30 protein-coding genes are annotated in these 24,853 nt (G+C 49.9%); 19 read left to right on the forward strand and 11 right to left on the reverse strand.

What is annotated here, in order from left to right:
* The first annotated feature begins 10 nt into the window (after nucleotides 1-10).
* From J0A65_RS00695 to J0A65_RS00770, 16 genes are all read left to right on the forward strand, one after another.
* Nucleotides 11-589: a pyridoxine/pyridoxamine 5'-phosphate oxidase gene (locus J0A65_RS00695; protein WP_206592190.1), complete on the forward strand. Its 579-nt coding sequence runs from the start codon at nucleotides 11-13 to the stop codon at nucleotides 587-589.
* A gap of 48 nt (nucleotides 590-637) precedes the next feature.
* Nucleotides 638-994, forward strand: coding sequence for a putative quinol monooxygenase (locus J0A65_RS00700; RefSeq protein ID WP_206592191.1), 357 nt, complete (start codon nucleotides 638-640; stop codon nucleotides 992-994).
* A gap of 38 nt (nucleotides 995-1,032) precedes the next feature.
* Nucleotides 1,033-1,623 carry a Crp/Fnr family transcriptional regulator gene (locus tag J0A65_RS00705; RefSeq protein WP_206592192.1) on the forward strand — a complete coding sequence of 197 codons (591 nt, stop codon included), beginning with the start codon at nucleotides 1,033-1,035 and terminating at the stop codon, nucleotides 1,621-1,623.
* Nucleotides 1,624-1,682: 59 nt separating this feature from the next.
* Nucleotides 1,683-2,309 (forward strand): nitroreductase family protein, encoded by a 627-nt coding sequence (locus J0A65_RS00710; RefSeq protein ID WP_206592193.1) that lies wholly within the window; start codon nucleotides 1,683-1,685, stop codon nucleotides 2,307-2,309.
* Nucleotides 2,306-2,755 (forward strand): DMT family transporter, encoded by a 450-nt coding sequence (locus tag J0A65_RS00715; protein WP_206592194.1) that lies wholly within the window; start codon nucleotides 2,306-2,308, stop codon nucleotides 2,753-2,755. Before J0A65_RS00710 ends, J0A65_RS00715 begins: the two co-directional genes overlap by 4 nt.
* A complete protein-coding gene (locus J0A65_RS00720; protein ID WP_206592195.1) occupies nucleotides 2,752-3,492 on the forward strand; it encodes a GNAT family N-acetyltransferase in 741 nt (246 codons plus the stop codon). The genes J0A65_RS00715 and J0A65_RS00720 overlap by 4 nt, the downstream gene beginning before the upstream one ends.
* A 136-nt stretch (nucleotides 3,493-3,628) precedes the next feature.
* Complete coding sequence (dsbC, locus tag J0A65_RS00725) at nucleotides 3,629-4,351, forward strand: bifunctional protein-disulfide isomerase/oxidoreductase DsbC (protein ID WP_206592196.1); 723 nt, start codon at nucleotides 3,629-3,631, stop codon at nucleotides 4,349-4,351.
* A gap of 30 nt (nucleotides 4,352-4,381) precedes the next feature.
* Nucleotides 4,382-6,106: a single-stranded-DNA-specific exonuclease RecJ gene (recJ, locus tag J0A65_RS00730; RefSeq protein ID WP_206592197.1), complete on the forward strand. Its 1,725-nt coding sequence runs from the start codon at nucleotides 4,382-4,384 to the stop codon at nucleotides 6,104-6,106.
* Nucleotides 6,103-6,387: a hypothetical protein gene (locus tag J0A65_RS00735; protein WP_206592198.1), complete on the forward strand. Its 285-nt coding sequence runs from the start codon at nucleotides 6,103-6,105 to the stop codon at nucleotides 6,385-6,387. The genes recJ and J0A65_RS00735 overlap by 4 nt, the downstream gene beginning before the upstream one ends.
* Nucleotides 6,388-6,445: 58 nt before the next feature.
* Entirely contained in the window at nucleotides 6,446-7,144 is a 699-nt protein-coding gene (gene recO, locus J0A65_RS00740; RefSeq protein ID WP_206592199.1) for a DNA repair protein RecO, read from the forward strand.
* Nucleotides 7,145-7,160: 16 nt separating this feature from the next.
* Nucleotides 7,161-7,892: a pyridoxine 5'-phosphate synthase gene (gene pdxJ / locus J0A65_RS00745; protein ID WP_206592200.1), complete on the forward strand. Its 732-nt coding sequence runs from the start codon at nucleotides 7,161-7,163 to the stop codon at nucleotides 7,890-7,892.
* 6 nt (nucleotides 7,893-7,898) lie between these two features.
* Nucleotides 7,899-8,276, forward strand: a complete 378-nt coding sequence (gene acpS / locus J0A65_RS00750; protein ID WP_206592201.1) for a holo-ACP synthase — start codon at nucleotides 7,899-7,901, stop codon at nucleotides 8,274-8,276.
* A gap of 7 nt (nucleotides 8,277-8,283) precedes the next feature.
* Nucleotides 8,284-9,615, forward strand: a complete 1,332-nt coding sequence (rlmD, locus tag J0A65_RS00755) for a 23S rRNA (uracil(1939)-C(5))-methyltransferase RlmD (protein WP_206592202.1) — start codon at nucleotides 8,284-8,286, stop codon at nucleotides 9,613-9,615.
* 75 nt (nucleotides 9,616-9,690) lie between these two features.
* Nucleotides 9,691-11,838 (forward strand): GTP diphosphokinase, encoded by a 2,148-nt coding sequence (gene relA, locus J0A65_RS00760; protein WP_206592203.1) that lies wholly within the window; start codon nucleotides 9,691-9,693, stop codon nucleotides 11,836-11,838.
* 65 nt (nucleotides 11,839-11,903) lie between these two features.
* Nucleotides 11,904-12,719: a nucleoside triphosphate pyrophosphohydrolase gene (gene mazG, locus J0A65_RS00765; RefSeq protein WP_269814613.1), complete on the forward strand. Its 816-nt coding sequence runs from the start codon at nucleotides 11,904-11,906 to the stop codon at nucleotides 12,717-12,719.
* Nucleotides 12,720-12,823: 104 nt separating this feature from the next.
* Nucleotides 12,824-14,071 carry an HD-GYP domain-containing protein gene (locus J0A65_RS00770; RefSeq protein ID WP_206592205.1) on the forward strand — a complete coding sequence of 416 codons (1,248 nt, stop codon included), beginning with the start codon at nucleotides 12,824-12,826 and terminating at the stop codon, nucleotides 14,069-14,071.
* Between the two features lie 40 nt (nucleotides 14,072-14,111).
* On the opposite strand, the gene J0A65_RS00775 is transcribed toward J0A65_RS00770, so the two are convergent.
* Entirely contained in the window at nucleotides 14,112-14,891 is a 780-nt protein-coding gene (locus J0A65_RS00775; RefSeq protein WP_232849663.1) for an NF038132 family protein, read from the reverse strand.
* Nucleotides 14,892-15,246: 355 nt separating this feature from the next.
* On the opposite strand from J0A65_RS00775, the gene J0A65_RS00780 reads away from it, so the two are divergent.
* The 3 genes from J0A65_RS00780 to tpx are packed head-to-tail and all read left to right on the forward strand — an operon-like array spanning nucleotide 15,247 to nucleotide 16,875.
* Nucleotides 15,247-15,681, forward strand: a complete 435-nt coding sequence (locus tag J0A65_RS00780; protein WP_206592206.1) for a hypothetical protein — start codon at nucleotides 15,247-15,249, stop codon at nucleotides 15,679-15,681.
* On the forward strand, nucleotides 15,669-16,364 hold the full coding sequence (locus tag J0A65_RS00785) for an aspartate/glutamate racemase family protein (RefSeq protein WP_206592521.1): 696 nt from the start codon (nucleotides 15,669-15,671) through the stop codon (nucleotides 16,362-16,364). The genes J0A65_RS00780 and J0A65_RS00785 overlap by 13 nt, the downstream gene beginning before the upstream one ends.
* A gap of 13 nt (nucleotides 16,365-16,377) precedes the next feature.
* Complete coding sequence (gene tpx, locus J0A65_RS00790; protein WP_206592207.1) at nucleotides 16,378-16,875, forward strand: thiol peroxidase; 498 nt, start codon at nucleotides 16,378-16,380, stop codon at nucleotides 16,873-16,875.
* A 63-nt stretch (nucleotides 16,876-16,938) separates the two neighbouring features.
* Here tpx and rpoS read toward each other — a convergent pair whose 3' ends face one another.
* From rpoS to nhaA, 10 genes are all read right to left on the reverse strand, one after another.
* A complete protein-coding gene (rpoS, locus tag J0A65_RS00795; protein WP_102798047.1) occupies nucleotides 16,939-17,919 on the reverse strand; it encodes an RNA polymerase sigma factor RpoS in 981 nt (326 codons plus the stop codon).
* 77 nt (nucleotides 17,920-17,996) lie between these two features.
* Nucleotides 17,997-18,797: a peptidoglycan DD-metalloendopeptidase family protein gene (locus tag J0A65_RS00800; RefSeq protein WP_206592522.1), complete on the reverse strand. Its 801-nt coding sequence runs from the start codon at nucleotides 18,795-18,797 to the stop codon at nucleotides 17,997-17,999.
* Between the two features lie 49 nt (nucleotides 18,798-18,846).
* Nucleotides 18,847-19,425: a YqaA family protein gene (locus J0A65_RS00805; protein WP_206592208.1), complete on the reverse strand. Its 579-nt coding sequence runs from the start codon at nucleotides 19,423-19,425 to the stop codon at nucleotides 18,847-18,849.
* Entirely contained in the window at nucleotides 19,422-20,072 is a 651-nt protein-coding gene (locus tag J0A65_RS00810; protein ID WP_206592209.1) for a protein-L-isoaspartate(D-aspartate) O-methyltransferase, read from the reverse strand. Before J0A65_RS00810 ends, J0A65_RS00805 begins: the two co-directional genes overlap by 4 nt.
* A gap of 9 nt (nucleotides 20,073-20,081) precedes the next feature.
* The gene (gene surE / locus J0A65_RS00815) at nucleotides 20,082-20,828 is read right to left on the reverse strand and encodes a 5'/3'-nucleotidase SurE (protein WP_206592210.1); all 747 of its coding nucleotides are present in this window, start codon (nucleotides 20,826-20,828) and stop codon (nucleotides 20,082-20,084) included.
* 9 nt (nucleotides 20,829-20,837) lie between these two features.
* A complete protein-coding gene (truD, locus tag J0A65_RS00820; protein WP_206592211.1) occupies nucleotides 20,838-21,866 on the reverse strand; it encodes a tRNA pseudouridine(13) synthase TruD in 1,029 nt (342 codons plus the stop codon).
* A gap of 3 nt (nucleotides 21,867-21,869) precedes the next feature.
* Complete coding sequence (gene ispF, locus J0A65_RS00825) at nucleotides 21,870-22,343, reverse strand: 2-C-methyl-D-erythritol 2,4-cyclodiphosphate synthase (RefSeq protein WP_206592523.1); 474 nt, start codon at nucleotides 22,341-22,343, stop codon at nucleotides 21,870-21,872.
* Between the two features lie 2 nt (nucleotides 22,344-22,345).
* Nucleotides 22,346-23,056, reverse strand: coding sequence for a 2-C-methyl-D-erythritol 4-phosphate cytidylyltransferase (gene ispD, locus J0A65_RS00830; RefSeq protein WP_206592212.1), 711 nt, complete (start codon nucleotides 23,054-23,056; stop codon nucleotides 22,346-22,348).
* The gene (gene ftsB / locus J0A65_RS00835) at nucleotides 23,053-23,331 is read right to left on the reverse strand and encodes a cell division protein FtsB (protein ID WP_206592213.1); all 279 of its coding nucleotides are present in this window, start codon (nucleotides 23,329-23,331) and stop codon (nucleotides 23,053-23,055) included. The genes ispD and ftsB overlap by 4 nt, the downstream gene beginning before the upstream one ends.
* Nucleotides 23,332-23,428: 97 nt before the next feature.
* Entirely contained in the window at nucleotides 23,429-24,838 is a 1,410-nt protein-coding gene (gene nhaA / locus J0A65_RS00840) for a Na+/H+ antiporter NhaA (protein ID WP_206592214.1), read from the reverse strand.
* Nucleotides 24,839-24,853 lie beyond the last annotated feature (15 nt).

A 24,853-nucleotide genomic window follows, 5' to 3' on the forward strand; every position in this document is an offset into this window, starting at 1 on the left:
AGACGCTCTTATGCTGGATCCGATACAGAAGTTTAATTTATGGTGGCAGCAGGCGCAGGCTGATTCCCCTCTGCAGCAAAAAAGTGCGGTCTGTGTTTCCACTGTGGACAAAGACGGCATGCCGGACGGACGTTTTGTTGACCTTAAGGCCGTTGAATCGCGGGGATTTATTTTTTGTACTAATCTGGACGCACCCAAAAGCGTGGCGATTCAACACAATCCCAATACGGCGATGACGATATGGTGGGATCACCTTGGCTATCAGGTGCGGGTTAAAGGTATAGCGCAGCTTGTTGAGGACGAGCTTGCCAATGCTTACTGGCAGAGTCGTAGCCGAGATGCACAAATTAGCACCCTGGCGTTACAGCAAAGTGCCGAAATGGTCGATGAGCAGAGCATGTTTGATCAGGTTAACCACCTGACTCGCGAGCGTGGAAATGCCATAATCCCCCGCCCGGCTAACTGGGGCGGTTATTGTATTCACCCCGCCAAGATAGAGTTTCTAACCTTTAAGACGTCACGTCTGCATTTGCGCGAGCTTTACGTCCGACAGGGGGAAGGTTGGCGGTATCAACTGCTGCAGCCTTGAACCACTCATACTTTAAGGCGAGCAAAGCAGCATATTTGAGGAAGTATCATGTCTAAGAAAGTCTACTGTATTGCGCAGTTTCAACCTAAACCAGGCAAGGAGCATGCGCTGTTTCAGGTGCTGCAATCGCTGGAGCCCAATACCCTGCGCGAAGACGGCTGCTTGCAATATGTGGTGACGAGGCATATCGCCAGCCCTTTCGCTGAAGGAAAGAGTTTTGCCATTGCCTTTAACGAGATCTGGGCAGATATGGCCAGCTTTGAAGCGCACTGTCAGCGTAAAGAGATTACCGAGTTCTTTGCCACTTACTGCTTGGCAGAAACCGGTCTGGCAGCGGATTGGAATGTGTGTGTTTATACCGATGAGCCGCAAGATTTTGATGCGCCGGTTTTTGCAAAAGCCTGATGAAGACTGGGCTTCCTTTCCAACAGCGGGAACTAAGCATGGCACTGGCTGCAATGCATCATGCCATGCTCAGCTATGCGCCTATTAGTGATAAGACCTGGCAAGCGATCCAGGGCATATGCCGCCTGCGTCATTTGCGAAAAGGTGAGCTTTGGTTAACCGCAGGCGAGTTGCCTGACCGCTTTGCTTTTGTGTATCGGGGATTGATGCGCATTTATGTGCAAGATAATGAAGGCCGGGAATACAACAAGATGTTTTTTGCTGAAGGCAATTTCCCCGGCAGCATGACGGCCTTACTGGAGTCTCGCCCATCTGCCTTTGCCTTGCAGGCATTGGAAGATACCAGTCTGCTGGAGATTAATTTTGCCGGTTTCAGGCAACTGCTTAAAGAACATCATGATCTGGCGTTGTTCCAGGTGCACTATCTGGAAACTAACTGGTTAAAAGCCAAGGACAGCCGCGAAGTCGCTCTGGTGCAACAGGACGCAGCGTCCCGCTATGCTCGTTTTATAACGGAGTACGGCCATCTTACCGATAGGTTGCCACAGTATCTGATTGCATCCCATTTGGGGATCACCCCGACCCAGCTAAGTCGCATTAGAAAAACACAGAAAAATCAACCTATGTAAATGAGTGACATTTTCCTGCTGAGTATGCTGCATCCATACAACCTTGTGGGAGATATGTGATGTCGTTGATAGAAGCCCTGAATTGGCGTTATGCCGTACGTAGTTTTTCTGAGCAGTTGTTGGAAGATGCACAGGTACAGCAGTTACTTGAGGCCACCAGCCTCAGTGCATCTGCTTATGGTCTGCAGCCATACCGGATTTTTGCCATCAGCAGCAAATCACTGCGAGATCAATTACTGCCTCATTCCTATGGGCAGAATAAGGTCAGAGATTGCTCACATTTGTTGGTCTTTACCGTGTCAACCAAGCCTGTTACTGCGCTAGTGGATGACTACTTCCAGCAGCTTGGCAGCGTTCGTCAGGAGACGCTTGAACAACATAAGGGCTACGCCGAGCATATGAAATCTGCGCTGGGAGGCATGACGGCTCAAGCCCAACTTCAATGGGCGCACGAACAGGCCTACATTGCTCTGGGTACGCTACTGACCAGCGCTGCCATGCTGCGTATTGATACGTGCCCGATGACAGGTATCGAACGACAGGGTTTTGATGAGGTGCTGGGACTGGCGCGTTTTGCGCAGACCACATCATTTGTTTGTGCATTAGGCTACCGGCATCCTGACGACCAGGCCGCCAAAAAAGCCAAGGTCCGAGTACCCTTGTCTGAATTGGTGGCATGGCAATGACCTTTCTAGGCATGTTGGCATTGCTGGCCGGTGCTGCCATTGCCACGCAAGCCAGTATGAATGCGCAGTTGGGGGTGTTACTGCGTTCTTCTATCTGGGCCACGGCGATTGCCTTTACCAGCAGTATGCTGGTGACCTTTACCGTTTTGCTGGTCAGTAGTCAGCATCTACCCAAAATGGAAATCTGGCAGGCGGTACCCCTGCACTTATGGTTTGGCGGCGTACTCAGTGCGCTGGGCGTCGGGTTGTTCTACTTCCTTATTCCCAAGATGGGTGTCGGACCTATGATGTCGTTTGCCCTGACCGGTCAGTTACTGGTGGCCATGTTGGCCAGTCATTATGGTTGGTTTGGTTTACCAGTCAAACCACTAGATAGCTTGAAAGCATTGGGGATTGTCTCGCTGATCTGTGGGATCTTGTTAATCAATTGGAGAAATGCCGGATGAGCACGACTGCCTTATGGAAAGCCAATATATTAAACCAATCCGCGCTATGGAAATTGATGGGGGCTACCCCTGTGGAGGTGCAGGGAGAGCAATGGTGGCAGTCAAATAGCTGGCCCTACCGATTATGGCCAGACAGTCTGGGTGCATCGGCCTCTGGTGCTGAGTTGCAGACTGTCTTGCAGACCGGGCATTGCAAAACAGTGGTGCCGGTATGGACAGAGCAAGGAACGAACGAGGTTTGCGCCGACTATGTTGATGGACTGACGCTCTCTGGTCAACTGGTGCAAATGTACCTGAATCTGAAGGTGGAACATTCCCCAGGCTACTCGCCCAGCATCACTTTGGTGGATGTCTGCGATGATGCGATGTTGCATGACTGGTGGCAGATATGTCAGCAAGCTTTTGGGTATGACATTGACATCAAGGTTATGCGAACACTACGCGGCCATAATGAAGTGCGTTTGCTACTTGCAACGCAGGGAAAACAAGCCGTGGGTACCGCCGTTTTGTATAAAACCGGCGATGTCGTTGGACTGCATCAGTTAGGGGTGGCTAAGGCTGTGCAAGGGCAGGGGGTTGCCAGGCAGATGATGGAGCAATTGATCCCCATGGCACGACAATGGCAAGCAAGTTATATGATGCTGCAAGCATCTAGTGCAGGCTTGGGGTTATATGAAAAATTAGGATTTGAGCGCCAGGGGTTGTTGCACAATTTTCGCTTATGTAATCAAGGTTGATGGTCTTGCTAAGCGGCTGTTCCAACGCGTTGCGTCTTGGACTCATGTCTATTCAACAGGTACAATTACACTCAATGTAACTTTTAGGCCAGTGGACGGGTCTAAAGTATCAATCCCCTTAGACGTTGGAATTTCTATGATGCGAATAGCAAAACTGATCATGACCTCGGCTTTACTCGGTAGCCTGGCGTTTGGTGTTCAGGCCAAGGAAGATTACAGTGCGGTAAAGGCCAAGTTGGTTGAAAATCTGGGCTTGGCAGTAAGCAGCATTGAGCCATCTCCTGTACCTGGTTTATTACAGGCATTAACCAGCCGAGGACTGTTTTATATCAGCCAGGATGGCAAATATTTAGTGCATGGTCGGGTATTTAATCTGAACAATGAGATGATAAATGAAACCGAAATGACGCTGGGTGTAGTGCGTGCTGCAGGGGTGAAGAAATTTGATGATTCCATGGTCGAGTTCAAAGCCAAAGATGAAAAGTACAAGGTAACGGTATTTACCGATACCACTTGTGGCTATTGTCGCAAGCTTCACTCGCAAATTGATGACTACAATGATCTTGGTATTACCGTGCGTTATCTGGCATTTCCTCGTGGCGGTGTAAATAGCGAAGGCTATAAAGATCTGCTTTCCGTGTGGTGTGCCGATGACCCGAAAAAAGCCATGACTGAAGCTAAAGCAGGTAAAAATATCGCCAGTAAAACCTGTGCCAGCAAGGTTAGCGAACAATATGATTTTGGTCAGCAGATTGGTATTAACGGCACGCCCGCTATTATCCTGGAAGACGGCACGTTGATACCCGGCTACCAGCCTCCAACATCACTTAAAGCTGTGTTAGACGAGCATAATTCCTGATGAGGGGCGCGAAAGCGCCCTTTATATTCTATGACTCTGAATATTCAATACCGGCAAGCCCAGCCCTGGCTGGATGACGACAATAGCCTTCACCCACGTTTGCAGCAGATTTATGCCTGCCGCGGTGTTAATTCTGTGCAGCAACTCCAGCGTAGCACCAAAGATCTTGCTCATTATCAACGCCTCAAAGGTATGTCCGAAGCCGTCAAGGTGTTAGGTGATGCCTTGATGCAAGGGCGCAAGGTGGTGATTATCGGCGATTTTGATGCTGATGGTGCCACCAGCACGGCACTGTGTATGCTGGCCTTAAAACGCATGGGAGCCCGGCAGATTGATTATTTAGTGCCAAACCGCTTTGATTTTGGCTATGGCTTAAGCCCGCAGATAGTTGATGTGGCCCATCAGCAAGGGGCACAATTGCTGCTGACGGTAGACAACGGTATTGCCTGCCTGGCGGGTGCCACGCGCGCGCAGGAACTCGGTATGCAATTGTTGATTACCGATCACCACTTACCTGGCGCTGAATTGCCCGTTGCTGATGCCATAGTGAACCCTAATCTGGCAGGATGCGAGTTTCCTTCAAAGAACCTGGCGGGCGTGGGCGTTGCATTTTATTTGATGCTGGCCTTGTGCCGGCACCTACAGGAACTTGGCTGGTTTGAGCAGCAGCAAATGTCGGTACCTAATTTGGCTGAGCTATTGGACTTAGTGGCACTAGGTACCGTTGCCGATGTGGTTCAACTGGATCAAAACAACCGTATTTTGGTTCACCAAGGGTTACAGCGCATTCGCAGTGGCCGCTGCCGTCCTGGTATCCGAGCTATGGTGGAAGTGGCTAATAGAGAATGTGGCCAGATTGTCGCTTCTGATTTAGGCTTTGTACTAGGCCCGAGACTGAATGCTGCCGGGCGTCTGGACGATATGGCGATGGGCATTGAATGTCTGTTGGCAGAAGAAGAAGGCAAAGCCCGACGCATGGCGGTGGAGCTGGATTGCTTGAACCGGGAGAGGCGTGAAATCGAAAGCAGCATGCAATCCGAGGCCCTTAAGACCCTTGAGATGCTGAGCTTCAATGAGCAAGCACTGCCAGCCGGATTGGTGTTGTATCAGGCTGATTGGCATCAGGGTGTTATTGGTATTCTGGCCGGGCGCATTAAGGAGCGTTATTTTCGCCCTACAATCGCCTTTGCTCATCAGGATGACAATATTGTTAAAGGTTCTGCCCGTTCCATTCCCGGTTTGCATATTCGCGATCTGCTAGAGGAAATTAACAGCCGTTATCCCGGCATCATTGACAAGTTCGGTGGTCATGCCATGGCAGCTGGTTTGTCATTGTCAGTGGACAAGCTCAGTGCATTCGAGCAAGTGTTTGTGCAGGTGGCTGGCGAATGGCTGGAAGGTCGTCAATTAAAAGGCGAGCTGTTGTCTGATGGGCAGTTGGCATCGACAGAAGTATCACTTGATTTTGCCCAGCTACTTAAAGAGTCTGGCCCTTGGGGGCAAGGTTTTGAAGAACCTTTGTTTGACGGTGAGTTTGAGCTTCTGGATCAACGCTTGGTGGGGGAGAAACATCTGAAAATGATGGTTAAACATCCCGGCGGCCAGCTTTTGGATGCTATCGCCTTTAATGTGGATCTCGCTGTTTGGCCAAATAGGCAAATTAAGCAGGTACAACTGGCGTACAAACTAGATATCAACCACTTTCGCGGTAAAGTGTCGTTGCAACTCTTGGTGGAGGCACTGGCGCCTTTATGAAAAAGTCCGCGAAAGCCGTGGCACAAATGCTCGAACGGCATCCTAACCTGACTCACTCTGTGGATATGAAAGTGCGCTCTCATGTGCAACGAGAGGAAGATGACTGGCTGGTCAACACCCTGATGCTGGAAGGACTGGATGTGCCCTTTAAGTTCCGGCGCAAAAAACGCTACCGCAGCTTGCAAGGGGCACTTATCAATATTACCTATTATCCAGATACTGAGCTGGTGGCCGGTATGGAATTTGAATATATGAAAATTGTCCGGATCCGTCAGAGCTGAACGACTTTTCCTCTTAACTGCTGGTATCATGCGCTTATTCTGAACAGCGGATTCACCTTTGACCTACGACAACCTCGACGCCTTCGTTTTACATCGACGACCCTACCGGGAAACCAGCTTTCTGGTGGACATTTTTAGTCGAGAGATGGGACGGATCAGCTTCGTAGCCAAAGGGGTGCGCAATAGCAAAAATGCCAATCGCAGTGTGTTACAGCCTTTTGTGCCCGTGCAGATCAGTTTGGTTGGCCGTCATGAATTAAAAAACCTTAAACAGGTGGAAAGTACCGGGCGTGCATTTCAACTACAGGGCTCTGCGTTGTTTTGCGCCATGTACCTGAATGAGTTGTTGCAGCGTTTATTGCCACTGGAGTTGGCGGTGGAACCTTTGTTTGATGCCTATGTTCAGAGTCTGCAAGCGCTGCTGGCTAAAGAGGCGTTTGAGCCGTTGCTTAGGGAATATGAACTCTTGCTGCTCAGTGAGCTGGGATATCAACTGGATTTTGGCTTTGATGCGCAAACCCAGCAGCCCCTGCGTAGCGACACTTTTTACTGTCTTGATGTCGAACAAGGCTTTGTGCTCAGTGCCGTGCAGCGAGCAACGGTGAACGATTTTCGTGGCGACTGGTTGATGCAAATTGGTGAAGGCCAGTGGACGCCGGAAGCACTACGCAGTGCAAAATTTATCAACCGCATTATGCTTAAACCCTTATTGGGGAATAAGCCGTTGAAAAGCAGAGAGCTTTTCCAAACTAATTAGTGGAGTTATGAGCAAAATGAAAGAGATTCTGCTAGGGGTCAATATCGACCATGTTGCCACCTTAAGAAATGCCAGAGGTACGGCCTACCCGGACCCTGTGCATGCCGCAGAGATCGCTGAACGGGCCGGCGCAGACGGCATCACCATTCATTTGCGTGAAGACAGGCGACACATTATTGATCGCGACGTGGAAATTTTGCGTCAGACACTGCAAACCCGTATGAACCTGGAGATGGCGGTCACCGAGGAGATGCTAATGATCGCCTCGCGCATTCGCCCTGAATTTTGTTGCCTGGTGCCTGAAAAGCGTGAAGAGCTGACCACTGAAGGCGGTCTGGATGTGGCCGGTAACCTGGAAAAAATCCGGCTGGCCAGTGGCCGTTTAGCTGCTGACGGAATTCTTGTGTCGTTGTTTATTGATGCTGACAACGCGCAAATCGATGCTGCCAAAGCCAGTGGTGCTCCTTATATCGAACTGCATACCGGCGCTTACGCCGAAGCGCGCAATGAACATGAGCGTGACATTGAACTGGCAAAAATTGCCGAAGGGGCCCGTTATGCCCACAGTCTGGGACTGAAGGTCAACGCCGGACATGGCCTGACTTATCATAACGTCAAACCTATTGCCGCCATTCCTGAAATGATTGAGCTGAATATAGGGCATGCCATTGTTGGCCGGGCGGTGTTTGATGGCCTGCACAAAGCCGTGGCAGATATGAAACGCCTGATGCTGGAAGCGCGAGGCTGATCGCCAATGGCCATAGTGGGAATGGGCACCGATATTGTCGAGATCAAGCGTATTGGTGATGCGCTGGCAAAATCTCAGCGCCTGGCTGAGCGCGTGCTGACCGACGCTGAACTGGAAGACTATAAACAGCATAATTATCCCGAACGTTTCTTAGCGAAACGCTTTGCAGCTAAGGAAGCCATGGTAAAAGCGATCGGCACGGGAATTGGCAATGGTATTAGCTTCAGGCAGATGGAGATTGGCCACCACGCCAGCGGCGCCCCGTTTTTACTGCTTAGTGGTAATTTGCAGGTGCTTTGTGACGAGAAAGGGGTGAGTGCTACCCACCTGAGCATTGCTGATGAGCAACATTATGCGGTGGCGACTGTGATCCTGGAGAAGTAACGACTTTATGGTTCAGATTTATAAAGCGCCCAAAGGCAAGAAACCAAGCCCTATTGGTGCACCCAAGCTTACCCTTAGCATTGATGATTTAGAACATGGTGGGCTGGGTGTCTGCCGAAGTCATCAGCCCGTGGTGTTTGTTGAAGGCGGCTTGCCCGGTGAACAGCTAGAAGTGCGTATCACTGACAAGAAACCCCGTTACTGGCAAGGCCTGGCGGTTAAGGTGTTAACTCCCAGTGCTGAGCGTATCGAGCCTTTTTGCCCGCACAGCCGTGAATGTGGCGGCTGTCAGAATCAGCATATTGGCCAGACTGAACTACTTGTTCACAAGCAACAGGCGGTAGACCAGCTGCTCAAGCGTCAGACCGGCATAAAAACCCTCAATTGGCAGGCGCCATTATTAGGGCCTGCCCAGGGCTATAGACGTAAAGCCCGGCTTGCCATTGACGCACAAAATAAAGCTGACGTGAAGGTAGGCTTTCGTGCCAAGGGCAGCGATCAGGTGGTATCGATAAAACAGTGCGCTATTTTGAGCGAGCCACTGCAAGCCATACTGCCGCCATTGCTCAGCCTGATTAAACTGCTCAAAGGCACCAAGCAGTTAGGCCATATCAGTGTGCTGGATGCCGATGACCAGGTGCAATTGTGTTTGCGTGTTACCCGTGCGCTGCCTGGTGAGGATCTGGTCAGACTTAGCCAGTTTGCTGAGGACAATAGCCTCAGACTGCTGCTGGAAACGGCGCCAAACCGCTTTGAGCTGGTAGGCGGTACTAGCCAGGATGCCCACTATTCACCCTCTGCCGAACTGAGTTTGGCTATTGGCCCCAATGATTTTATTCAGGTGAATAATGTGGTGAATCAGGCCATGGTCAGCCAGGCGCTGACTTGGCTGCAAGTCAAACCGGGTGAACAGATACTGGATTTGTTTTGCGGGGTGGGCAACTTTAGTTTGCCACTGGCCCATGCCGGTGCTCAGGTGACCGGTGTGGAAGGTATTGAGGCAATGGTTAAGCGCGCCGCAATAAATGCCAGCGAAAATGGCTTGCAGGTTGATTTTCAGTGCCTGGATTTATCCGACACAGCGGCACTGGCTAAACTCCCGTCGCAGATAGACAAAGTGCTGCTTGATCCTGCCCGTGCCGGTGCGCAGGCGCTGATGTCGGTTCTACACAAACTCAATCCCAAGGGGATTTTGTATGTTTCCTGTAATCCAGCTACTTTTGCCCGGGATGCAGCAGTACTCATAGATAAAGGCTGGCAAGTTGACAAAATTGGCCTGATGGATATGTTCCCCAATACCGCACATACCGAACTGATGGCGCATTTTTCAAAGGCATAGGGCTGGCATGCATCGGCATTTTTTGCGAAGCTCAGGGCTGATGTAATTCACAATTAATGGCTGATAACTGAGATCATGGTTTCCATTCGCAAGGTGCACAAACAAACCGTTCCTTTTACCCAGTGGTTGGTGTCACTGCATCTGTCTGATGCTACTGCGGCGAAACTGAGCGCCTGGCAGGAACGTTTTGAATGCCCCTTGGTGGGGCGCGAAATGGTGGAGATTCTGCATGATCTGCACATGGATGACGACACCCTGCAAACTGCGCTAATGCTGCCGCTCATTGAGCAGCAGCAATGGAGCGAAGAAAAAATTCTGGAGCTGACCAATCCGCATATCCTGGGATTGGTGCAAGGGGTCAGACGGATGGACGCCATTCGTACGCTGCATAGCAACAAACAGGCCCGTACTGATGAGGCGCAGATTGATAATCTGCGCAGGATGTTGCTGGCCATGGTGGAAGATGTGCGCGCTGTGGTCATCAAGCTGGCAGAACGTATTTGCACCCTGCGTGAAGTCAAAAACGCTGACGAAGAAACCCGCGTATTGGTCGCTAAAGAATGTGCCAGCATTTATGCCCCTCTGGCCAATAGGCTTGGCATTGGGCAACTGAAATGGGAGTTGGAAGACCTGTCATTTCGGTATTTGCATCCGGAAACGTACCGACAGATTGCCAACCTTCTGGATGAAAAACGCGAGGACAGAGAGCAATACATTCTGGATTTTGTTAGCAATTTGCAGCAGCAGTTAACGGAGCAACAAATTCGCGCTGAAGTATACGGGCGGCCCAAACATATCTATAGCATCTGGAAAAAGATGCAGAAAAAGCACCTGGGTTTTGATGAGCTGTTTGATATCCGTGCGGTAAGGATTATTGCTGAACGTCTGCAGGATTGTTATGGCGCGCTGGGGATTGTGCACGCTAACTGGAAACACATTCCCCGCGAATTTGATGATTATATTGCTACCCCTAAACCCAATGGCTACCAGTCTATTCATACCGTGGTGGTTGGGCCGCAGGGCAAGGCAGTGGAGATTCAGATTCGTACCCAGCAAATGCATCAGGATGCTGAGCTGGGGGTGGCTGCCCACTGGAAGTATAAAGAGGGCGCGCCGGGTGGGCGTAGCGGTTACGAAGAGAAAATTAACTGGCTGCGTAAAATTCTGCAATGGCAGGAAGAAATGGCTGAGACGGGTGACTTGGTTGAAGAGCTGCGCAGCCAGGTATTTGATGACAGGGTGTATGTCTTTACCCCTAAAGGTGATGTGGTGGACCTGCCACTTGGTTCAACGCCACTGGATTTTGCCTACTACATTCACTCCAATGTCGGTCACCGCTGTATCGGCGCTAAGGTATTTGGCCGTATTGTGCCTTTTACCTATCAGTTGCAAACCGGCGACCAGGTAGAGATTCTAACGGGCAAGCACCCCAATCCCAGTCGCGACTGGATGAATCCGCATTTGGGTTATGTGCACTCGTCCCGAGCCAGAGCCAAGATCCATACCTGGTTTAAGAAACTCGACCGCGACAAAAATCTGCAAGCCGGTAAGGAAACCCTGGAAAAAGAGCTGCAGCGAATTAATTTGCCGCTCAAAGAAGCCGCAGAGGCCTGCGAGAAGTTTAATTTCACTCACCTGGATGATTTGTATGTGGCCATAGGCGGTGGCGATGTGCGTTTGTATCAGGTAGTGAATTACTTGCAGCAGCGCAATGCCCCGCCTGCCCCGCTGGACTTGCGCCTTAAGAAAAAGCCGCACCCTGCTCAGGGGAAAGATGCGGTGGTGGTAGAAGGAGTGGGCAATCTGATGACCCAGTTGGCCGGTTGCTGTCAACCTTTGCCAGGTGACCCCATTATGGGCTTTATTACCCAGGGCCGCGGCGTGAGTGTGCATCGCGAAGATTGTGAGCAGCTTGCTCACCTGATGCAGGAGCACCCGGAGCGCGGCATAGAAGTGAACTGGGCGGGGGAGCGTAGCGGCGCTTTCGAATCCAATATTGAGATAAACTGCGCCGATCGTGACGGGATATTGCGTGATATCACTACAGTGCTGGCTAACGAGAAAATTGGCTTGTTGGGTGTGAATAGCCTGAGTAACGCTAAAGAACACACCGCTCGTATCAGTCTGAAACTTGAGGTAAAGGACCTCAATAGTCTGGCGAAGATTATTGCCAAGTTAAAATTCGTTAATGGTGTAGCAGACGTAAGACGCTCGGAGCTCTAATCGGCCTTTGACAGGCCAACTACAATTCGATGGCTTGTTCGCAATACAAAGTTAAGGGAAGTGTTTTGACAATTATTCATGATCAGAACTATCCGAATCTGGATAAGCTGCTTTGGGTGATGGACCGTTTACGTGACCCAGAAGATGGCTGCCCGTGGGACTTAAAGCAGACTTTTGCCAGCATTGTACCTTTCACCCTTGAAGAAGCTTACGAAGTGGCGGATGCCATTGAAAGTGGGCAACCTGAAGCTATTCGAGAGGAGTTAGGCGATCTGCTGTTTCAGGTGGTGTTTTATGCCCGCCTAGGCAAAGAGCAGGCCTTGTTTGACTTTGAGGACGTGGCCGGTGCTATGGCCGAGAAGCTAATTCGTCGCCATCCTCATGTATTTGCCCAGGCAAAGTTTGATGAGTCAGAGGTCAAGGCTAACTGGGAAGCGGAAAAAGCCAAAGAGCGTGCCGATAAAGCCGGCGGCAGTGCCTCGTTACTGGATAACATTCCCAGAGCCATGCCAGCTCTGACCCGCGCAGCAAAAATTCAGAAGCGCTGCGCCACGGTTGGCTTTGACTGGCCGGATACTGAAGGCGTCTTTGCCAAGATTCAGGAAGAAATTTTGGAAGTGCAGGATGAGTTAGCTAAACCTCAAATAGACGAGCAGGCCCTGGAGGAAGAATTAGGCGATCTGTTATTCGCCACGGTGAATTTGCTGCGCAAGCTCAAAAAAGATCCAGAAACCATGTTGCGACGAGCCAATGACAAGTTTGAACAGCGATTTTCCTATATCGAAGCGCATTTGAACGGACAAGGTCTGTCGCTTCAGCAGGCCAGCTTGGAAGAAATGGAAAAACTTTGGCAGCAGGCCAAACAGCAGGGAAAAACTTGAGGAGCATCAATGCGCCGACCAGTGTTAGCGACTAAGCTGCATAGGTAGATGATGCCTCAATCGGGAAGGCCAGTTTCTAATTTTGTAAACAGTAACGAGCATTCATGGCAAAAGTGAAGATCCACCCCGACAACCTGCGATTAGGCATGTATGTCAAACTGCCTTCAGGGTGGATGAAGCACCCGTTTCTATTCAGTAGCTTTAAACTGACCAATCAAGAACAAGTCCGGGTGATTCGCGCCCTGAAGCTTCCCTATGTGTTGATCGATACAAGCAAAAGTGATGCTCAACCGGAGGAAGAAGTACAGCTTGCTCCCCAGGAAATGGTTGAAGCCGAAACCGACCATCTGTTGGAACAAATGGAAAGGGAGAAAAGCCAGCGCATTGAACAACTGAAGCAATTCCGCCGCAGTCTGCAGAAGACAGAGAAAAATTTCCAACGCAGTTTGGCGCAGGTTCGGGCGCTGATGACCAAAGTGGGTAGCCGACCATTGCAAGCGGTGGAAGAAGCGCAGCAGTTGATCAGTGACATGGCCGAAATAATCCTGGGGGAAGAGAATGTCGCCTTGCACCTGATGAATCCTGATAAGCAAGGGGATGATCTGTACTTCCATTCTCTGAACGTGGCTGTTTTGGCCATGATGCTGGCCAGGCAGGCCGGGCTGAATCGCGAGCAGGGGCAGAAACTAGGCTTGGCCGCTTTGTTTCATGATGTGGGGAAATTGAAAATCCCTAGTCAGGTAATGCGCAAGACTACGCCATTAACTAAACCCGAACAAAATCTGCTGAAAATGCACTGCCAGTATGGGGTTGATTTGCTAAGTCATTCAGAGGCTTTTCCCGGCGATATTTTACCGGTGATCCTGCAGCATCACGAATTTATGGATGGCAGCGGTTACCCGCGAGGATTGAGTGGTGCGGCCATCGATCCGCTGGCACAAATTCTCATGCTGGTGAATGAATACGATAATCAGTGTTACCCAAGGGACCCGGCAAATGCCAAGATCCCTTATCAGGCACTGTCTCATCTGTTCAAAAGTATGAAAGCTAAGCTGCCAGACAGGGAAACCAAGTTATTAGTAAAGCTGCTTGGCGTTTATCCTCCGGGTACTGTCGTCATGCTGTCTGACAATAGGGTAGGGATGGTCATTTCGGTGAATACCGCAGACCTGCTAAATCCTTCATTGCTGCTTTATGATGACTCTGTGCCAAGCACGGAAGCGCCAATGGTTACCTTGAAAGATTATGGGGCCAACATACAAAAGGTGCTCAAGCCATCACAGCTTCCTGAACCTATTGCTATTTATTTAAATCCACGTAGCCGCATCAGCTACTTTGTAGATAAAACATAAAAAACGCTCCAATTGGAGCGTTTTTCACATAATCATTTAGTTACTTGCGTTTACGTGCAAAGCCTAACGCGACTAAACCTAACCCCATCAGAGTAAGGGGAGCTGGGATTGGAACCGGTGTACCGATCACGTTACCGCCAACAGTCGCACCGTCAAAAGCCATGGCGCTGTCGAAGCTGTTGTCGTTCCAGTTTACTACACCCATTTGCAGGTAATAGTTGCCCGCATTAGCGATGGTATAGCTAGCTTTTATCCAACCGGTGTAACCGCAACCAGTGGCAAAGCAACTTCCGGAATCGCTGCCCAGTATAGACCAGTCAGGGTTGCCACCGACAATAGGCGTGCTACCTGGAGAAAGTGTTGCTTCTGGATTTGGCATTGAGAAACCTGGAACTGTATTACCACCATTCGTTGTTCTGGCAGTAAACAGCAGAGCTACTTGGTTCATCGCACTATCTAATAACCTTGCCCAGGCATAGTCGGAATATTCCGCACCATCAGAGGTCACATAATTAAAGAAAAACTCCAGGGAGTCACCGGTATTGGCAGCGAATACTGGTGACAGTGCAACGGAACCAAGTTCGGGAGTACCAGAACCACCCACACCGGGCAGACCTAATCCGCTGACACCATTATCCGTGCTAACGTATCCAAATTGAGCGCTACCGAATGGGGATGTGGTGATATCCCCATCACCTGCAGTGCTTCCATAGTTACCTTGTCCGGTCCAGCCGGTCATCAGTGATGCAGATGCGTGTCCAGCCATTCCCAAGGCGGCTAACAGTAAGCAAGCAGTATTTACTACTTTCCTAAACTTCATTTACAACTCCTTTATATTTTAAATGATTGCCTGTTCTCGTTAACTTGGCGTGCTCACTTAGCAAATACCGTTCCATCTAGAAAAATCTTTTTAAATCATCATCTTGCAGATTTTTCATGGTGATTTTCTGCTATTCTTGTAAAAAAAATAGACAACTATGCTCGAGACTATTAGTGATTTATGTAGCTTGATTGTTAACTAATGGTGCAGTTGTTCTTGACTAATTGACTGGCTATGTTTTTGTATAGAGAGGTATTTACTTAGTTGCTCTGCTAATAACCACAAAGCCGAGTAAGCAACTGAGGATTGCACGCAGGAGCACAATGGCAATGGAGCGTAATCCGAGAGCAACATTATGTTAGCCCATAAACAGTTTTTCACTCTGCGATTGTCAGATTACCTGGCGCCCGAAACGGTGGAGGTATTTGATAGTTGGCGTTTTATGGGGCGGGAATGGATGGGGGAAGCTTTCGGCGCTACAGAGTTTTTGCGTTTACGTAGCCGTCCTGAATATACGCTGCTTATTAATTTGGATTTGCAGGAACTTCCTGCACTAAAAATGAAAGAGCTATTGCAAAGACTGGAACTCGCTGTTTCGCCAGGGATGGATGAGAGAGAGGTTGTTGCTGCGCTGGGTGTACCAACCAAGCAACATGATTTTTTGCCGGATCGGCAAACCTTGGATTACCAATTGTTTCAACCAGACCCCTACCATTTGTCACTGACATTACGAAAACAAAAGGGGCTGACTAACTTATTGTTATTGGCGGAGGATTTATCAAAACCATAGGCTTATTGGGTGGAATGAGCTGGGAGAGTACGCAAACTTATTATCAGTTGATCAATCAAGGCGTACGCGACAAGCTTGGCGGTTTGCATTCAGCTAACCTTGTTTTAAACAGTCTGGATTTCGCACAGGTAGAACAACTACAAGCTCAAGATGACTGGGAGGCGGCAGCAGCGCTGTTGACCAAGGCCGGGCTGCAAGTGCAGCATGCTGGTGCTGATTTTTTACTGATTTGTACTAATACTATGCATAAAGTGGCCGATGCGCTGGAAGCCGTTCTGGATATTCCGCTGTTGCATATTGCTGATGCGACGGCCACGCGTTTAAAAGCGGAGGGGATAGATCGGGTCGGCTTATTAGGAACTGCCTTTACCATGGAGCAGGCATTCTATCGTCAGCGTCTCATCCGCCGTGATATTGAAGTGATTACACCTTCAGCGACGGAACGTGAACGGGTGCATCGGGTGATTTATGAGGAACTGTGCAAAGGGCATATTCTCGATACTTCCCGAGACGATTATCTGCGAATTATTGAAGCACTTGCGCTACAAGGTGCTCAAGCGGTGGTGTTAGGATGTACGGAGATTGGTTTGCTCGTCAAGCAGACTGATACGCCGGTGCGACTATTTGACACCACAGAAATTCACGCTGCCAGTGCCGTTGATTGGGCACTGACAACAGGTTAAATAAGGAAAACGAATGGCTACAATTACACTCAAAGGAAACCCGATTGAAACTGTTGGTGAGCTGCCTGAGGTTGGCTGCCAGGCACCAACTTTTACCTTGGTCAGTACGGATTTATCAGAAACTGAACTAGCTGATTATGTTGGTAGTCGTTTAATACTAAACATATTCCCTTCTGTGGACACTCCAACCTGTGCCATGTCGGTAAGACAGTTCAACCAGCAGGCGGCAGCACTTAATAATACCAGGGTGCTATGTGTGTCCGCTGATTTACCCTTCGCTTTGGCCCGCTTTTGTGGGGCAGAAGGGATAGATAAGGTGGGCAGTGCCTCCTGTTTCAGAAGTACTTTTGGTCATGACTATGGCGTGACGGTAAAGACTGGCCCTCTGGCGGGCTTGTTGTCTCGTGCCGTGGTGGTGATTGATGAAAATGGCAGGGTCATCCATACCCAACAGGTTTCTGAAATTGCCGACGAGCCTGACTACCAGCAAGCTCTAGCCGTTCTATCCTGAACTGGTGGTGAGATAATATAAAAAAGGGCAGTCAAATTGGCTGCCCTTTGCTTTATCAGTTCATCAAGCTTCTCGGCTGAACAGCGATTCCAGATTCAGTCCCTGATGGCCCAGCATATCGCGCAGGCGTCTTAAGGCTTCAACCTGGATTTGTCTGACACGTTCACGAGTCAGGCCGATTTCAGCGCCGACGTCTTCCAAAGTGGAAGGCTCATAGCCCATCAGGCCAAAGCGTCTTGCCAGCACTTCACGCTGTTTAGCGTTTAGTTCATTGAGCCAATGTACAATGCTGCTACGCATATCTTTGTCTTGAAGCTCATCTTCTGGTCCATGACCTTTTTCGTCAGCAATAATGTCAAGTAATGCCTTGTCATTGTCACTGCCGATCGGGGTATCAACCGAACTAATGCGTTCATTCAAACGTAGCATCTTGGTTACGTCTTCTACCGGCTTGTCTAACGCCTTGGCTATCTCTTCAGCCGTAGGTTCATGATCCAGCTTCTGTGCAAGCTCTCGGGCAGCACGTAAATACACATTCAGCTCTTTAACTACATGAATTGGCAGGCGAATGGTACGAGTTTGGTTCATGATGGCCCGCTCAATGGTTTGACGGATCCACCAGGTGGCATAGGTTGAAAAGCGGAACCCTCGCTCGGGATCGAATTTCTCTACGGCCCGAATCAATCCCAGGTTACCTTCTTCTATAAGATCCAATAACGCCAGCCCACGATTGTTATAACGTCGGGCAATTTTCACGACTAAACGTAAATTACTGACAATCATGCGTTTGCGTGAGGCTTCGCAGCCTTTTAAGGCCCGGCGGGCAAAGTAGACTTCTTCTTCGGCAGACAGTAATGGAGAAAAGCCTATTTCTCCCAGATAAAGTTGAGTGGCATCCAGATTGCGATGCATATCTTCCTGATTCGCAAGAATTTCCTCCATGGGGTCGACTTCGTCATCTACATCTTCAAGCTCTGATTCGACAACGTCATCAAATTCATCATTCAGCTCAGCATCGGTGATGGCAGTTTTCTTTTGACCCATAACAGCATCTCCAGCAAGGTTGTAAGGTTTAGATCATTTCCCTCTTTTGTCCTCTCCAGTGTTGTAATTGTTTATTGTTATGGTTGATTGGGTAAAAAACGTAATGGATCTACAGATTTGCCTTTATAACGAATCTCAAAGTGCAACATAGTCTGCGAAGTTCCACTACTGCCCATTTCGGCAATTTGCTGTCCCGGCCGCACCCAGTCCTGTTCTTTGACCAGTATCTTGCGGTTGTGAGCATAAGCAGTGAGGTAGGCATCAGTATGCTTGATGATTATCAGGTTACCGAATCCTCTCAGTGCGTTGCCCGTGTAGACAACTTTGCCAACTGCCGACGCCAAAATCGGCGTACCAGGCGAATTAGCAATATCAATCCCTTTATTTCCCTGTTCCGAAAGTGAAAACTGCCCAATTACCTTACCTTTTGCAGGCCATATCCACTCTGTGACCTGGGGGGGGAAGTCCGAACCTGATGACACCGGTTTTGGATTTTTGGGGATGTCAGTGGTGGACTTTTGAACAGTCTTAGATTCACCATACGCCTGCTTTTTAGGACGGTCAACTGGCTGATTTGCTTTTATTTTAGAGGTCTTACCAGTTTCTTTTGTAACATTTTTTCTGACGTTTTTGTTACTTTCCCTAAGCTTCAAAACCTGTCCAGGGTAGATGGCATAAGGCGCGGACAGCTTGTTAATTCTGGCCAGATCTTTGTAATCATTGCCTGAATACCAGGCGATGGAAAACAGCGTATCACCTTTTTCCACCTGGTATTCGGCGGCATTGCCCAGCTCTTTGAATTGTTTGAAAGTTTTGGCTTCACTGAGGGTCACGACCGGCGCTGGTGCATTACGGGAACTACAGGCACTCAGCAACATAGCTGATAATAAAAGTGTTCCCCAGCGTCCTCGCCAGTCTGCCACAGCGCTACCTTAGCAGCAGATAAGCAATCACGGCTAACACCACAGTGGCCCAGCCAAGGGTTTCAACGTAGTCACGCAATTTGTCTTCCATCTTTTTGCCTCCCCAGCGCATCAATCCGGCAACCAGATAAAAGCGCATGGCCCGACCTACGGTCGATGCCAGTACAAAGGGTAAAAAGGCCATTTGCAGGAAGCCCGCGCTGACAGTAAAGACTTTGTAAGGTATAGGAGAGAAACCGGCAATAAATACCACCCATACCCCATATTGTTCAAACCAGGATACGGCTTTGTCCATTTTGTCCTGATAACCCATTTCCACTATCAGTGGATGCAGGAAAGATTCAAAGGCCAGCATTCCCAGGAAGTAGCCAGCAATTCCCCCCAAGACGGAAGCGACGGAGGTAAGCAATGCATAACGCCAGGCCTTGTCCGGATTAGCCAATGACATGGGCGCCAACATTACATCCGGTGGTACGGGGAAAAATATCGATTCGGCGAAGGTCATGCCGCCCAGATAGGCTGGGGCATGCTTATGTCGTGACCACAACATGGCCTTATCGTACAGGTAGCTAAAAATCTTCACATTATGGCTCCTGGCACCAAAGGCACAAACCGCACGGCTTCCACTGTCTTTTGTTCAAATTCATTTCCTTTTCGAGTGACGGCATACAACTGTTGGTTGGCATTGCCAACCGGGATAATCAAGCGGCCGCCATCATTTAACTGCTCCAGCAGCATTTGTGGCATATGGCTGGCCGCTGCGGTGACGATGATGGCATCGAATGGGCCTTTGCTGGCCCAGCCTTGCCATCCGTCTCCATGTTTCATGGCAATGTTATGCAAATCCAAAGACTGCATGCGGCGCTTAGCCTGATATTGCAGTGCCTTGATTCGCTCAACGCTAAACACTTTGTCAAACAACTGAGCCAGTATGGCAGTCTGGTAGCCTGAGCCTGTGCCTATTTCAAGCACTGTCTGGGCTCGATTAGGCGCGTCCAATAGCAGCTCTGTCATACGCGCGACTATATAAGGCTGGGAAATAGTTTGCCCTTGGCCAATGGGTAATGCGGTATTCAGGTAGGCCTGATGCTTTAACGCGTCGGGCAAAAAAAGCTCGCGCGGCGTTGCAGCGATAGCATGCAAAACCTGCGGGTTATTGATGCCTTCCCTGTTAAGCAGTTGGGCCAGGGTATCGCCCTTACGTGTTGTGGCTCTAGGTGTTTGACTCATGGAGTTTCTTTATAGTTTTTCAATCCAACTCTGCATCTCATTCATGCTTTGATATGCCGTCATATCGACACTCAGCGGCGTGACCGAGCAGTATCCATTGGCGATAGCATGAAAATCGGTACCGGGACCGGCATCTTGCTCCTGGCCTACTTTACCATACCAGTATATTTCTCGTCCCCAAGGGTCCTGGCTTTTCAGCATGGACTCCGCCCGATGACGTCGCCCCTGCCGAGTGACCTGAATGCCGTTGAGTAATTCATATGGCACATCTGGTACATTAATATTCAGTATTTGATCGGCAGCCAGTGGGTGCTGGCCTAGATGACGAATAATATCGCAGGCCACGCGCGCTGCGGTTGCAAAGTGACCATCTTGCTTTTGGCAAAGGGATACGGCAATGGCCGGAAGTCCCATATAGCGACCTTCGGTTGCCGCGGCCACCGTGCCGGAATAAATCACATCGTCACCCAGATTAGCACCATGATTGATGCCTGAAACCACTAACTGTGGGTCGTCCTGCATAAAGCTGTTGATGCCAAGATGCACGCAGTCAGAGGGCGTGCCGTTTACCGCATAAAAGCCGGTATTCATTTGCTGAATTCTGAGTGGTTGTTGTAGTGATAAGGCATTACTTACGCCGCTGCAGTTTCGATCAGGTGCAATGACGGTTACATCATGCTCTTTGGCCAGCTCTTTATACAAACTTGCCAGCCCTTCGGCATGAACACCATCATCATTACTAAGCAAAATTCGCATATTGTTCCCTTAGTCCTGGTGGGGCGTTGGGTTAAATAGCTCCCGGGTTACTGCGGTCGCAAAACCACCGGCTTGTAACCTGAAACTTAGCTGCAACTGCTGACCTTCTATCTGCCATTGAAGCTGCTCAGGATACTGCATTAATGCACGACGTTCCTGGCTTAACCCCAATGCGGCCAAACCTTCACATAAAGCCTGATGATGACCTGCTACCTTCGATTCAAACAAGAGCGCCTGAGCACGGCTAGCTAATTCGCCCTGGCCCCACATGGGCGCGCTGAATTGAATGTCACCTTCCTGCAAACGTTGCTGCAGTTCATCGCTCCACTGTTCGGCACAGAAGAAACTGTTGCTACCTTGCAGCAACATCACATCGCCGTCCAGCGCTTGTTTGCTGCCCCTTTCTGCCAACCGGCAACTGACAAACTCATTAAATAGCCAAGAGCGCAGGGCGGAAATCGCCATGCTGCGTTTTTGTCTGTCGCGAATGGTTTCACCATCAAGCAGGCGGGCACCTAGAAACAGGTTGCCGTTGCGATTACCAAAACGCTGCTCGCCGAAGTAATTTGGCACACCGGCAGTCAATGCATTAAGCCGGTCGGCAACCTCGTCAGGCTGGCTGAGTTCACGGATGGTTAAAATAAAGTCATTGAACTTATGGGTGCCGGTACGCAATTTACGATTGTGGCGAATGGCCTTGATAATCTCCACACCGGGCATGGCGAAGCTCTGCCAGTCCGGGTCTTGTTTGCCTGGCAAATGCACGCCAATCCATTGTTCGGTCACGGCATGCTTATCTTTTCGTCCGGAAAAACTCACGTTGCGTGGATGCACACCGGCAAAACGCGCCAGCTGTTCGGCCACATTCGCCGTGTTCAAGCCGGTTTTACGCACCCAGAGGTAAATGTGCTCACCTTCACCGCAAGGGCTATAGCCGAGTTGTTCGCGTACAATAAAATCTTCGGGGTGCTGTTTCAGCAGCCCTGTACCTAATGGTTTACCGTAGCAGTAATGCCAGTGTGATGTGTCGAAATTCAAGTTTTATACCTTTTCCAGCAGCACTACTGCATGACAGCCAATGCCTTCTTTGCGCCCGGTAAAACCGAGTTTTTCGGTGGTGGTGGCTTTCACATTAATCTGATCTTGCTGGGCATCCAGATCCTCAGCGATATTTTTGCACATGGCATCTACATGGGGGGCCATTTTCGGTGACTCAGCCACCACGGTGACATCAAGGTTACCCAATTTGTAACCCTTATCTTTAACCAGTGAAAACACATGGCGGAGTAATTCCCGGCTGTCAGCACCCGCATACTGTGCATCTGTGTCGGGAAAATGCCGGCCGATATCGCCCATGCCCAGTGCCCCCAGCAGCGCATCGCAGATGGCATGCAGGGCTACGTCTCCGTCTGAATGGGCTAGCAAACCTTGCACATAGTCTATTTCAACGCCGCCAATGACAATCGGACCGACGCCGCCAAATTTATGTACGTCAAAACCATGCCCTATCCGCATCTTCATAGGTTGCTCCTGCCATTATTCAGTAGTTTGCTTAGATAAAATTCTGCCAGCATAAGATCCACGGGCTGTGTGACCTTGATATTACAAGGGTTAGCTTCCACCAGTTTTACCGATTGACCTGCCCATTCCATGGCTGAAGCCTCGTCGGTGATCACGGCTTGTGCGTTAAGCGCTTTAGTCAAGGCATCGCGAAGCACTGCAAGAGGGAAAAACTGTGGTGTTAGTGCATGCCACATATTGCTGCGGTCAAGAGTAGCTGCTACGCAGCCTGTCTTATCGGCTTGTTTCATTGTATCCCGCACCGCATAAGCCAGGATACCGCCTTGCTCGCCATCGGCCAGCGCGAGTAAAGCATCCAGATCCTGATGAGGAAGACAGGGCCGGGCGGCATCGTGTACCAGCACCCATTCATCATCAAGCACGTTTAAGCCGGCCAATACCGAATCGGCGCGCTCTTTGCCACCGTCTACCCGAGTTAGCCAAGGGGCCTTGGCGACAGGCAAGTCAGCAAAGTAGGGGTCGCGTGGATGCAACGCAACCACAATATGTTTAATTCGCGGGTGGGCAATCAGGTTGTCCAGGCATTGTTCCAACAGGGTTTTGCCTAATATTGGCAGATATTGTTTGGGTACATCGGTCTGCATGCGCTTGCCGACACCGGCGGCGGGTACAACCACAGTAAATTGTTGCTTCGATGGTGGCGTCATTGTTCAGGAGGTAAAATTCGGTAAAAGGTTTCGCCTTCCTTGATCAGGCCCAATTCATTACGGGCTCGTTCTTCAATGGCTTCAAGGCCAAGTTTCAGGTCTTGAATATCGGCTTTGAGCAGATTGTTGCGTTGTTCCAGATTGGCATTTTGGGTGGCCATCTGCTGTGCTTCTTCATCCATCTGCCAATAGTCTGGAATGCTATGTTTGCCAAACCAAAGGCGATATTGCAGCATGCCAAGCAAGGCAAGGAGTACCAAGCTTATCCATTTCATGCGCCACCACCTCCGATTAAACGATGTCGGTATTATGCAGGCTGAGGAAATTGCCGCAACGCTTTTATCGTCGTTGAAGCAAGCTCACAAGGAATATTCACCTCTTGTTTTTACCTCTTTGGGGGCTTTGATCGAACGTGAAATCCACAGACTCTTCTGATGAACTATAAGTCAAACTCTGCGGGAACGATGTCAGCTTGATTATTAACATACCCGCTAGTGCGGAAATTGCTGAAGCTAGCAAAATACCAAATTTTGCCTCATTGATTTGAATTGGTGAAAATGCAAGTCCGGCAATAAACAATGCCATAGTGAAGCCTATACCACATAAACATCCTCCGGCTGCTATCAGCGACCAACTCAACTGGACAGGCCGTGCCGCAATGTTCAACTTTACAGCCAACCAGCTAAACAGGAATATGCCCAGGGGCTTACCTAATACCAGGCCGAGCAGAATTGCCAGAGTGAGCGGGCTGGTAACATTCGTTTCTCCGACAGGGACACCAGCATTGGCAAAGGCAAAGAGCGGCATAATCACGAAGCCTACCCAGGGATGAAGTACAATCTCCAGTCGTTCAACTGGTGACAGGGCCTCTCTGGCAGCTGATTCTGCGGTGCGCAACTTCATTCTGGCCAGGGTGTCGCCACTCCAATTCTGCCCGGGAGGGTGGGCAATGACAGCATCCAGTATCTGATGCAGCCGGGCGTCGCTGACCCACTTTAGCGTAGGGGTCATCAGCCCCAATACCACCCCGGTTACAGTAGGATGAATGCCTGAATGTTCAACAGCAAGCCAGATCGCTGCGCCCATCAGAAAGTACAACATCAGGTTTCTGATCCCAAGTAACGCCATTCCCCGGATGACCATTATTCCAGCAGCGGCGAGCGCTAATGCCTGGTAGTTAAGCGCTTCGCCATAGCCTACTGCGACCACGAGGATGGCACCAATGTCGTCAACAATAGCCAGCGACAGCAGAAACACACGCAGTTGCACTGGTATACGTCGCCCCAGCAATGCCAGGCAACCAATTACAAAAGCGGTATCGGTCGCCATTACCATACCCCATCCATGCGCCCCCGGCGCCCCCCATAACATCAGCAGGTAAAGCACAGCAGGAACAGCCATGCCACCAATAGCAGCACTTACTGACAGCATGGCCTGACGCGGCTGACGTAGTTCTCCTAGTACCAGTTCACGCTTAAGCTCAAGGGATACGACAAAAAAGAACAGGGTCATGACCGCATCATTTATCCATTCAAGTAGTGTCAGATGCAATCCGAATGGCCCAAGGTTTATCCCCGCCTCTACCTGCCATAAGGCGAGATATTGTGCTGACCAAGGCGAATTAGCGAGTAGCATGGCCAAAATGGTGACCGCAAGCAAAATGCCTGCGGCGGCGGTTTCGATACGAAAAAAGCGCCCAAGGGGCTTGTTCACCCAATCGATCAGTTCTTTGGGCATGCTTTGCAGTTTGCCATCCTTAGAAGCGGGAGCCGGGTTGTCCATATCCAGGCTAATCCA

The sequence above is a fragment of the Bowmanella yangjiangensis genome (assembly GCF_017255015.1).
GTDB lineage: Bacteria > Pseudomonadota > Gammaproteobacteria > Enterobacterales > Alteromonadaceae > Bowmanella > Bowmanella yangjiangensis.

Excerpts from the sequence above, each read along its gene's own strand:
- rpoS (WP_102798047.1), bottom strand. The coding sequence starts at position 17,919 with ATGGGTCAAAAGAAAACTGCCATCACCGATGCTGAGCTGAATGATGAA.
- surE (WP_206592210.1), bottom strand. The coding sequence starts at position 20,828 with ATGCGAATTTTGCTTAGTAATGATGATGGTGTTCATGCCGAAGGGCTG.
- ispF (WP_206592523.1), bottom strand. The coding sequence starts at position 22,343 with ATGCGGATAGGGCATGGTTTTGACGTACATAAATTTGGCGGCGTCGGT.
- J0A65_RS00810 (WP_206592209.1), bottom strand. The coding sequence starts at position 20,072 with ATGAGTCAAACACCTAGAGCCACAACACGTAAGGGCGATACCCTGGCC.
- nhaA (WP_206592214.1), bottom strand. The coding sequence starts at position 24,838 with ATGGACAACCCGGCTCCCGCTTCTAAGGATGGCAAACTGCAAAGCATG.
- relA (WP_206592203.1), top strand. The coding sequence starts at position 9,691 with ATGGTTTCCATTCGCAAGGTGCACAAACAAACCGTTCCTTTTACCCAG.
- J0A65_RS00695 (WP_206592190.1), top strand. The coding sequence starts at position 11 with ATGCTGGATCCGATACAGAAGTTTAATTTATGGTGGCAGCAGGCGCAG.
- J0A65_RS00705 (WP_206592192.1), top strand. The coding sequence starts at position 1,033 with ATGGCACTGGCTGCAATGCATCATGCCATGCTCAGCTATGCGCCTATT.
- recJ (WP_206592197.1), top strand. The coding sequence starts at position 4,382 with ATGACTCTGAATATTCAATACCGGCAAGCCCAGCCCTGGCTGGATGAC.
- J0A65_RS00800 (WP_206592522.1), bottom strand. The coding sequence starts at position 18,797 with ATGTTGCTGAGTGCCTGTAGTTCCCGTAATGCACCAGCGCCGGTCGTG.
- J0A65_RS00780 (WP_206592206.1), top strand. The coding sequence starts at position 15,247 with ATGTTAGCCCATAAACAGTTTTTCACTCTGCGATTGTCAGATTACCTG.
- acpS (WP_206592201.1), top strand. The coding sequence starts at position 7,899 with ATGGCCATAGTGGGAATGGGCACCGATATTGTCGAGATCAAGCGTATT.
- dsbC (WP_206592196.1), top strand. The coding sequence starts at position 3,629 with ATGATGCGAATAGCAAAACTGATCATGACCTCGGCTTTACTCGGTAGC.
- tpx (WP_206592207.1), top strand. The coding sequence starts at position 16,378 with ATGGCTACAATTACACTCAAAGGAAACCCGATTGAAACTGTTGGTGAG.
- J0A65_RS00735 (WP_206592198.1), top strand. The coding sequence starts at position 6,103 with ATGAAAAAGTCCGCGAAAGCCGTGGCACAAATGCTCGAACGGCATCCT.
- J0A65_RS00710 (WP_206592193.1), top strand. The coding sequence starts at position 1,683 with ATGTCGTTGATAGAAGCCCTGAATTGGCGTTATGCCGTACGTAGTTTT.
- pdxJ (WP_206592200.1), top strand. The coding sequence starts at position 7,161 with ATGAAAGAGATTCTGCTAGGGGTCAATATCGACCATGTTGCCACCTTA.
- ftsB (WP_206592213.1), bottom strand. The coding sequence starts at position 23,331 with ATGAAATGGATAAGCTTGGTACTCCTTGCCTTGCTTGGCATGCTGCAA.
- J0A65_RS00720 (WP_206592195.1), top strand. The coding sequence starts at position 2,752 with ATGAGCACGACTGCCTTATGGAAAGCCAATATATTAAACCAATCCGCG.
- rlmD (WP_206592202.1), top strand. The coding sequence starts at position 8,284 with ATGGTTCAGATTTATAAAGCGCCCAAAGGCAAGAAACCAAGCCCTATT.
- J0A65_RS00715 (WP_206592194.1), top strand. The coding sequence starts at position 2,306 with ATGACCTTTCTAGGCATGTTGGCATTGCTGGCCGGTGCTGCCATTGCC.
- J0A65_RS00775 (WP_232849663.1), bottom strand. The coding sequence starts at position 14,891 with ATGAAGTTTAGGAAAGTAGTAAATACTGCTTGCTTACTGTTAGCCGCC.
- ispD (WP_206592212.1), bottom strand. The coding sequence starts at position 23,056 with ATGACGCCACCATCGAAGCAACAATTTACTGTGGTTGTACCCGCCGCC.
- J0A65_RS00700 (WP_206592191.1), top strand. The coding sequence starts at position 638 with ATGTCTAAGAAAGTCTACTGTATTGCGCAGTTTCAACCTAAACCAGGC.
- J0A65_RS00770 (WP_206592205.1), top strand. The coding sequence starts at position 12,824 with ATGGCAAAAGTGAAGATCCACCCCGACAACCTGCGATTAGGCATGTAT.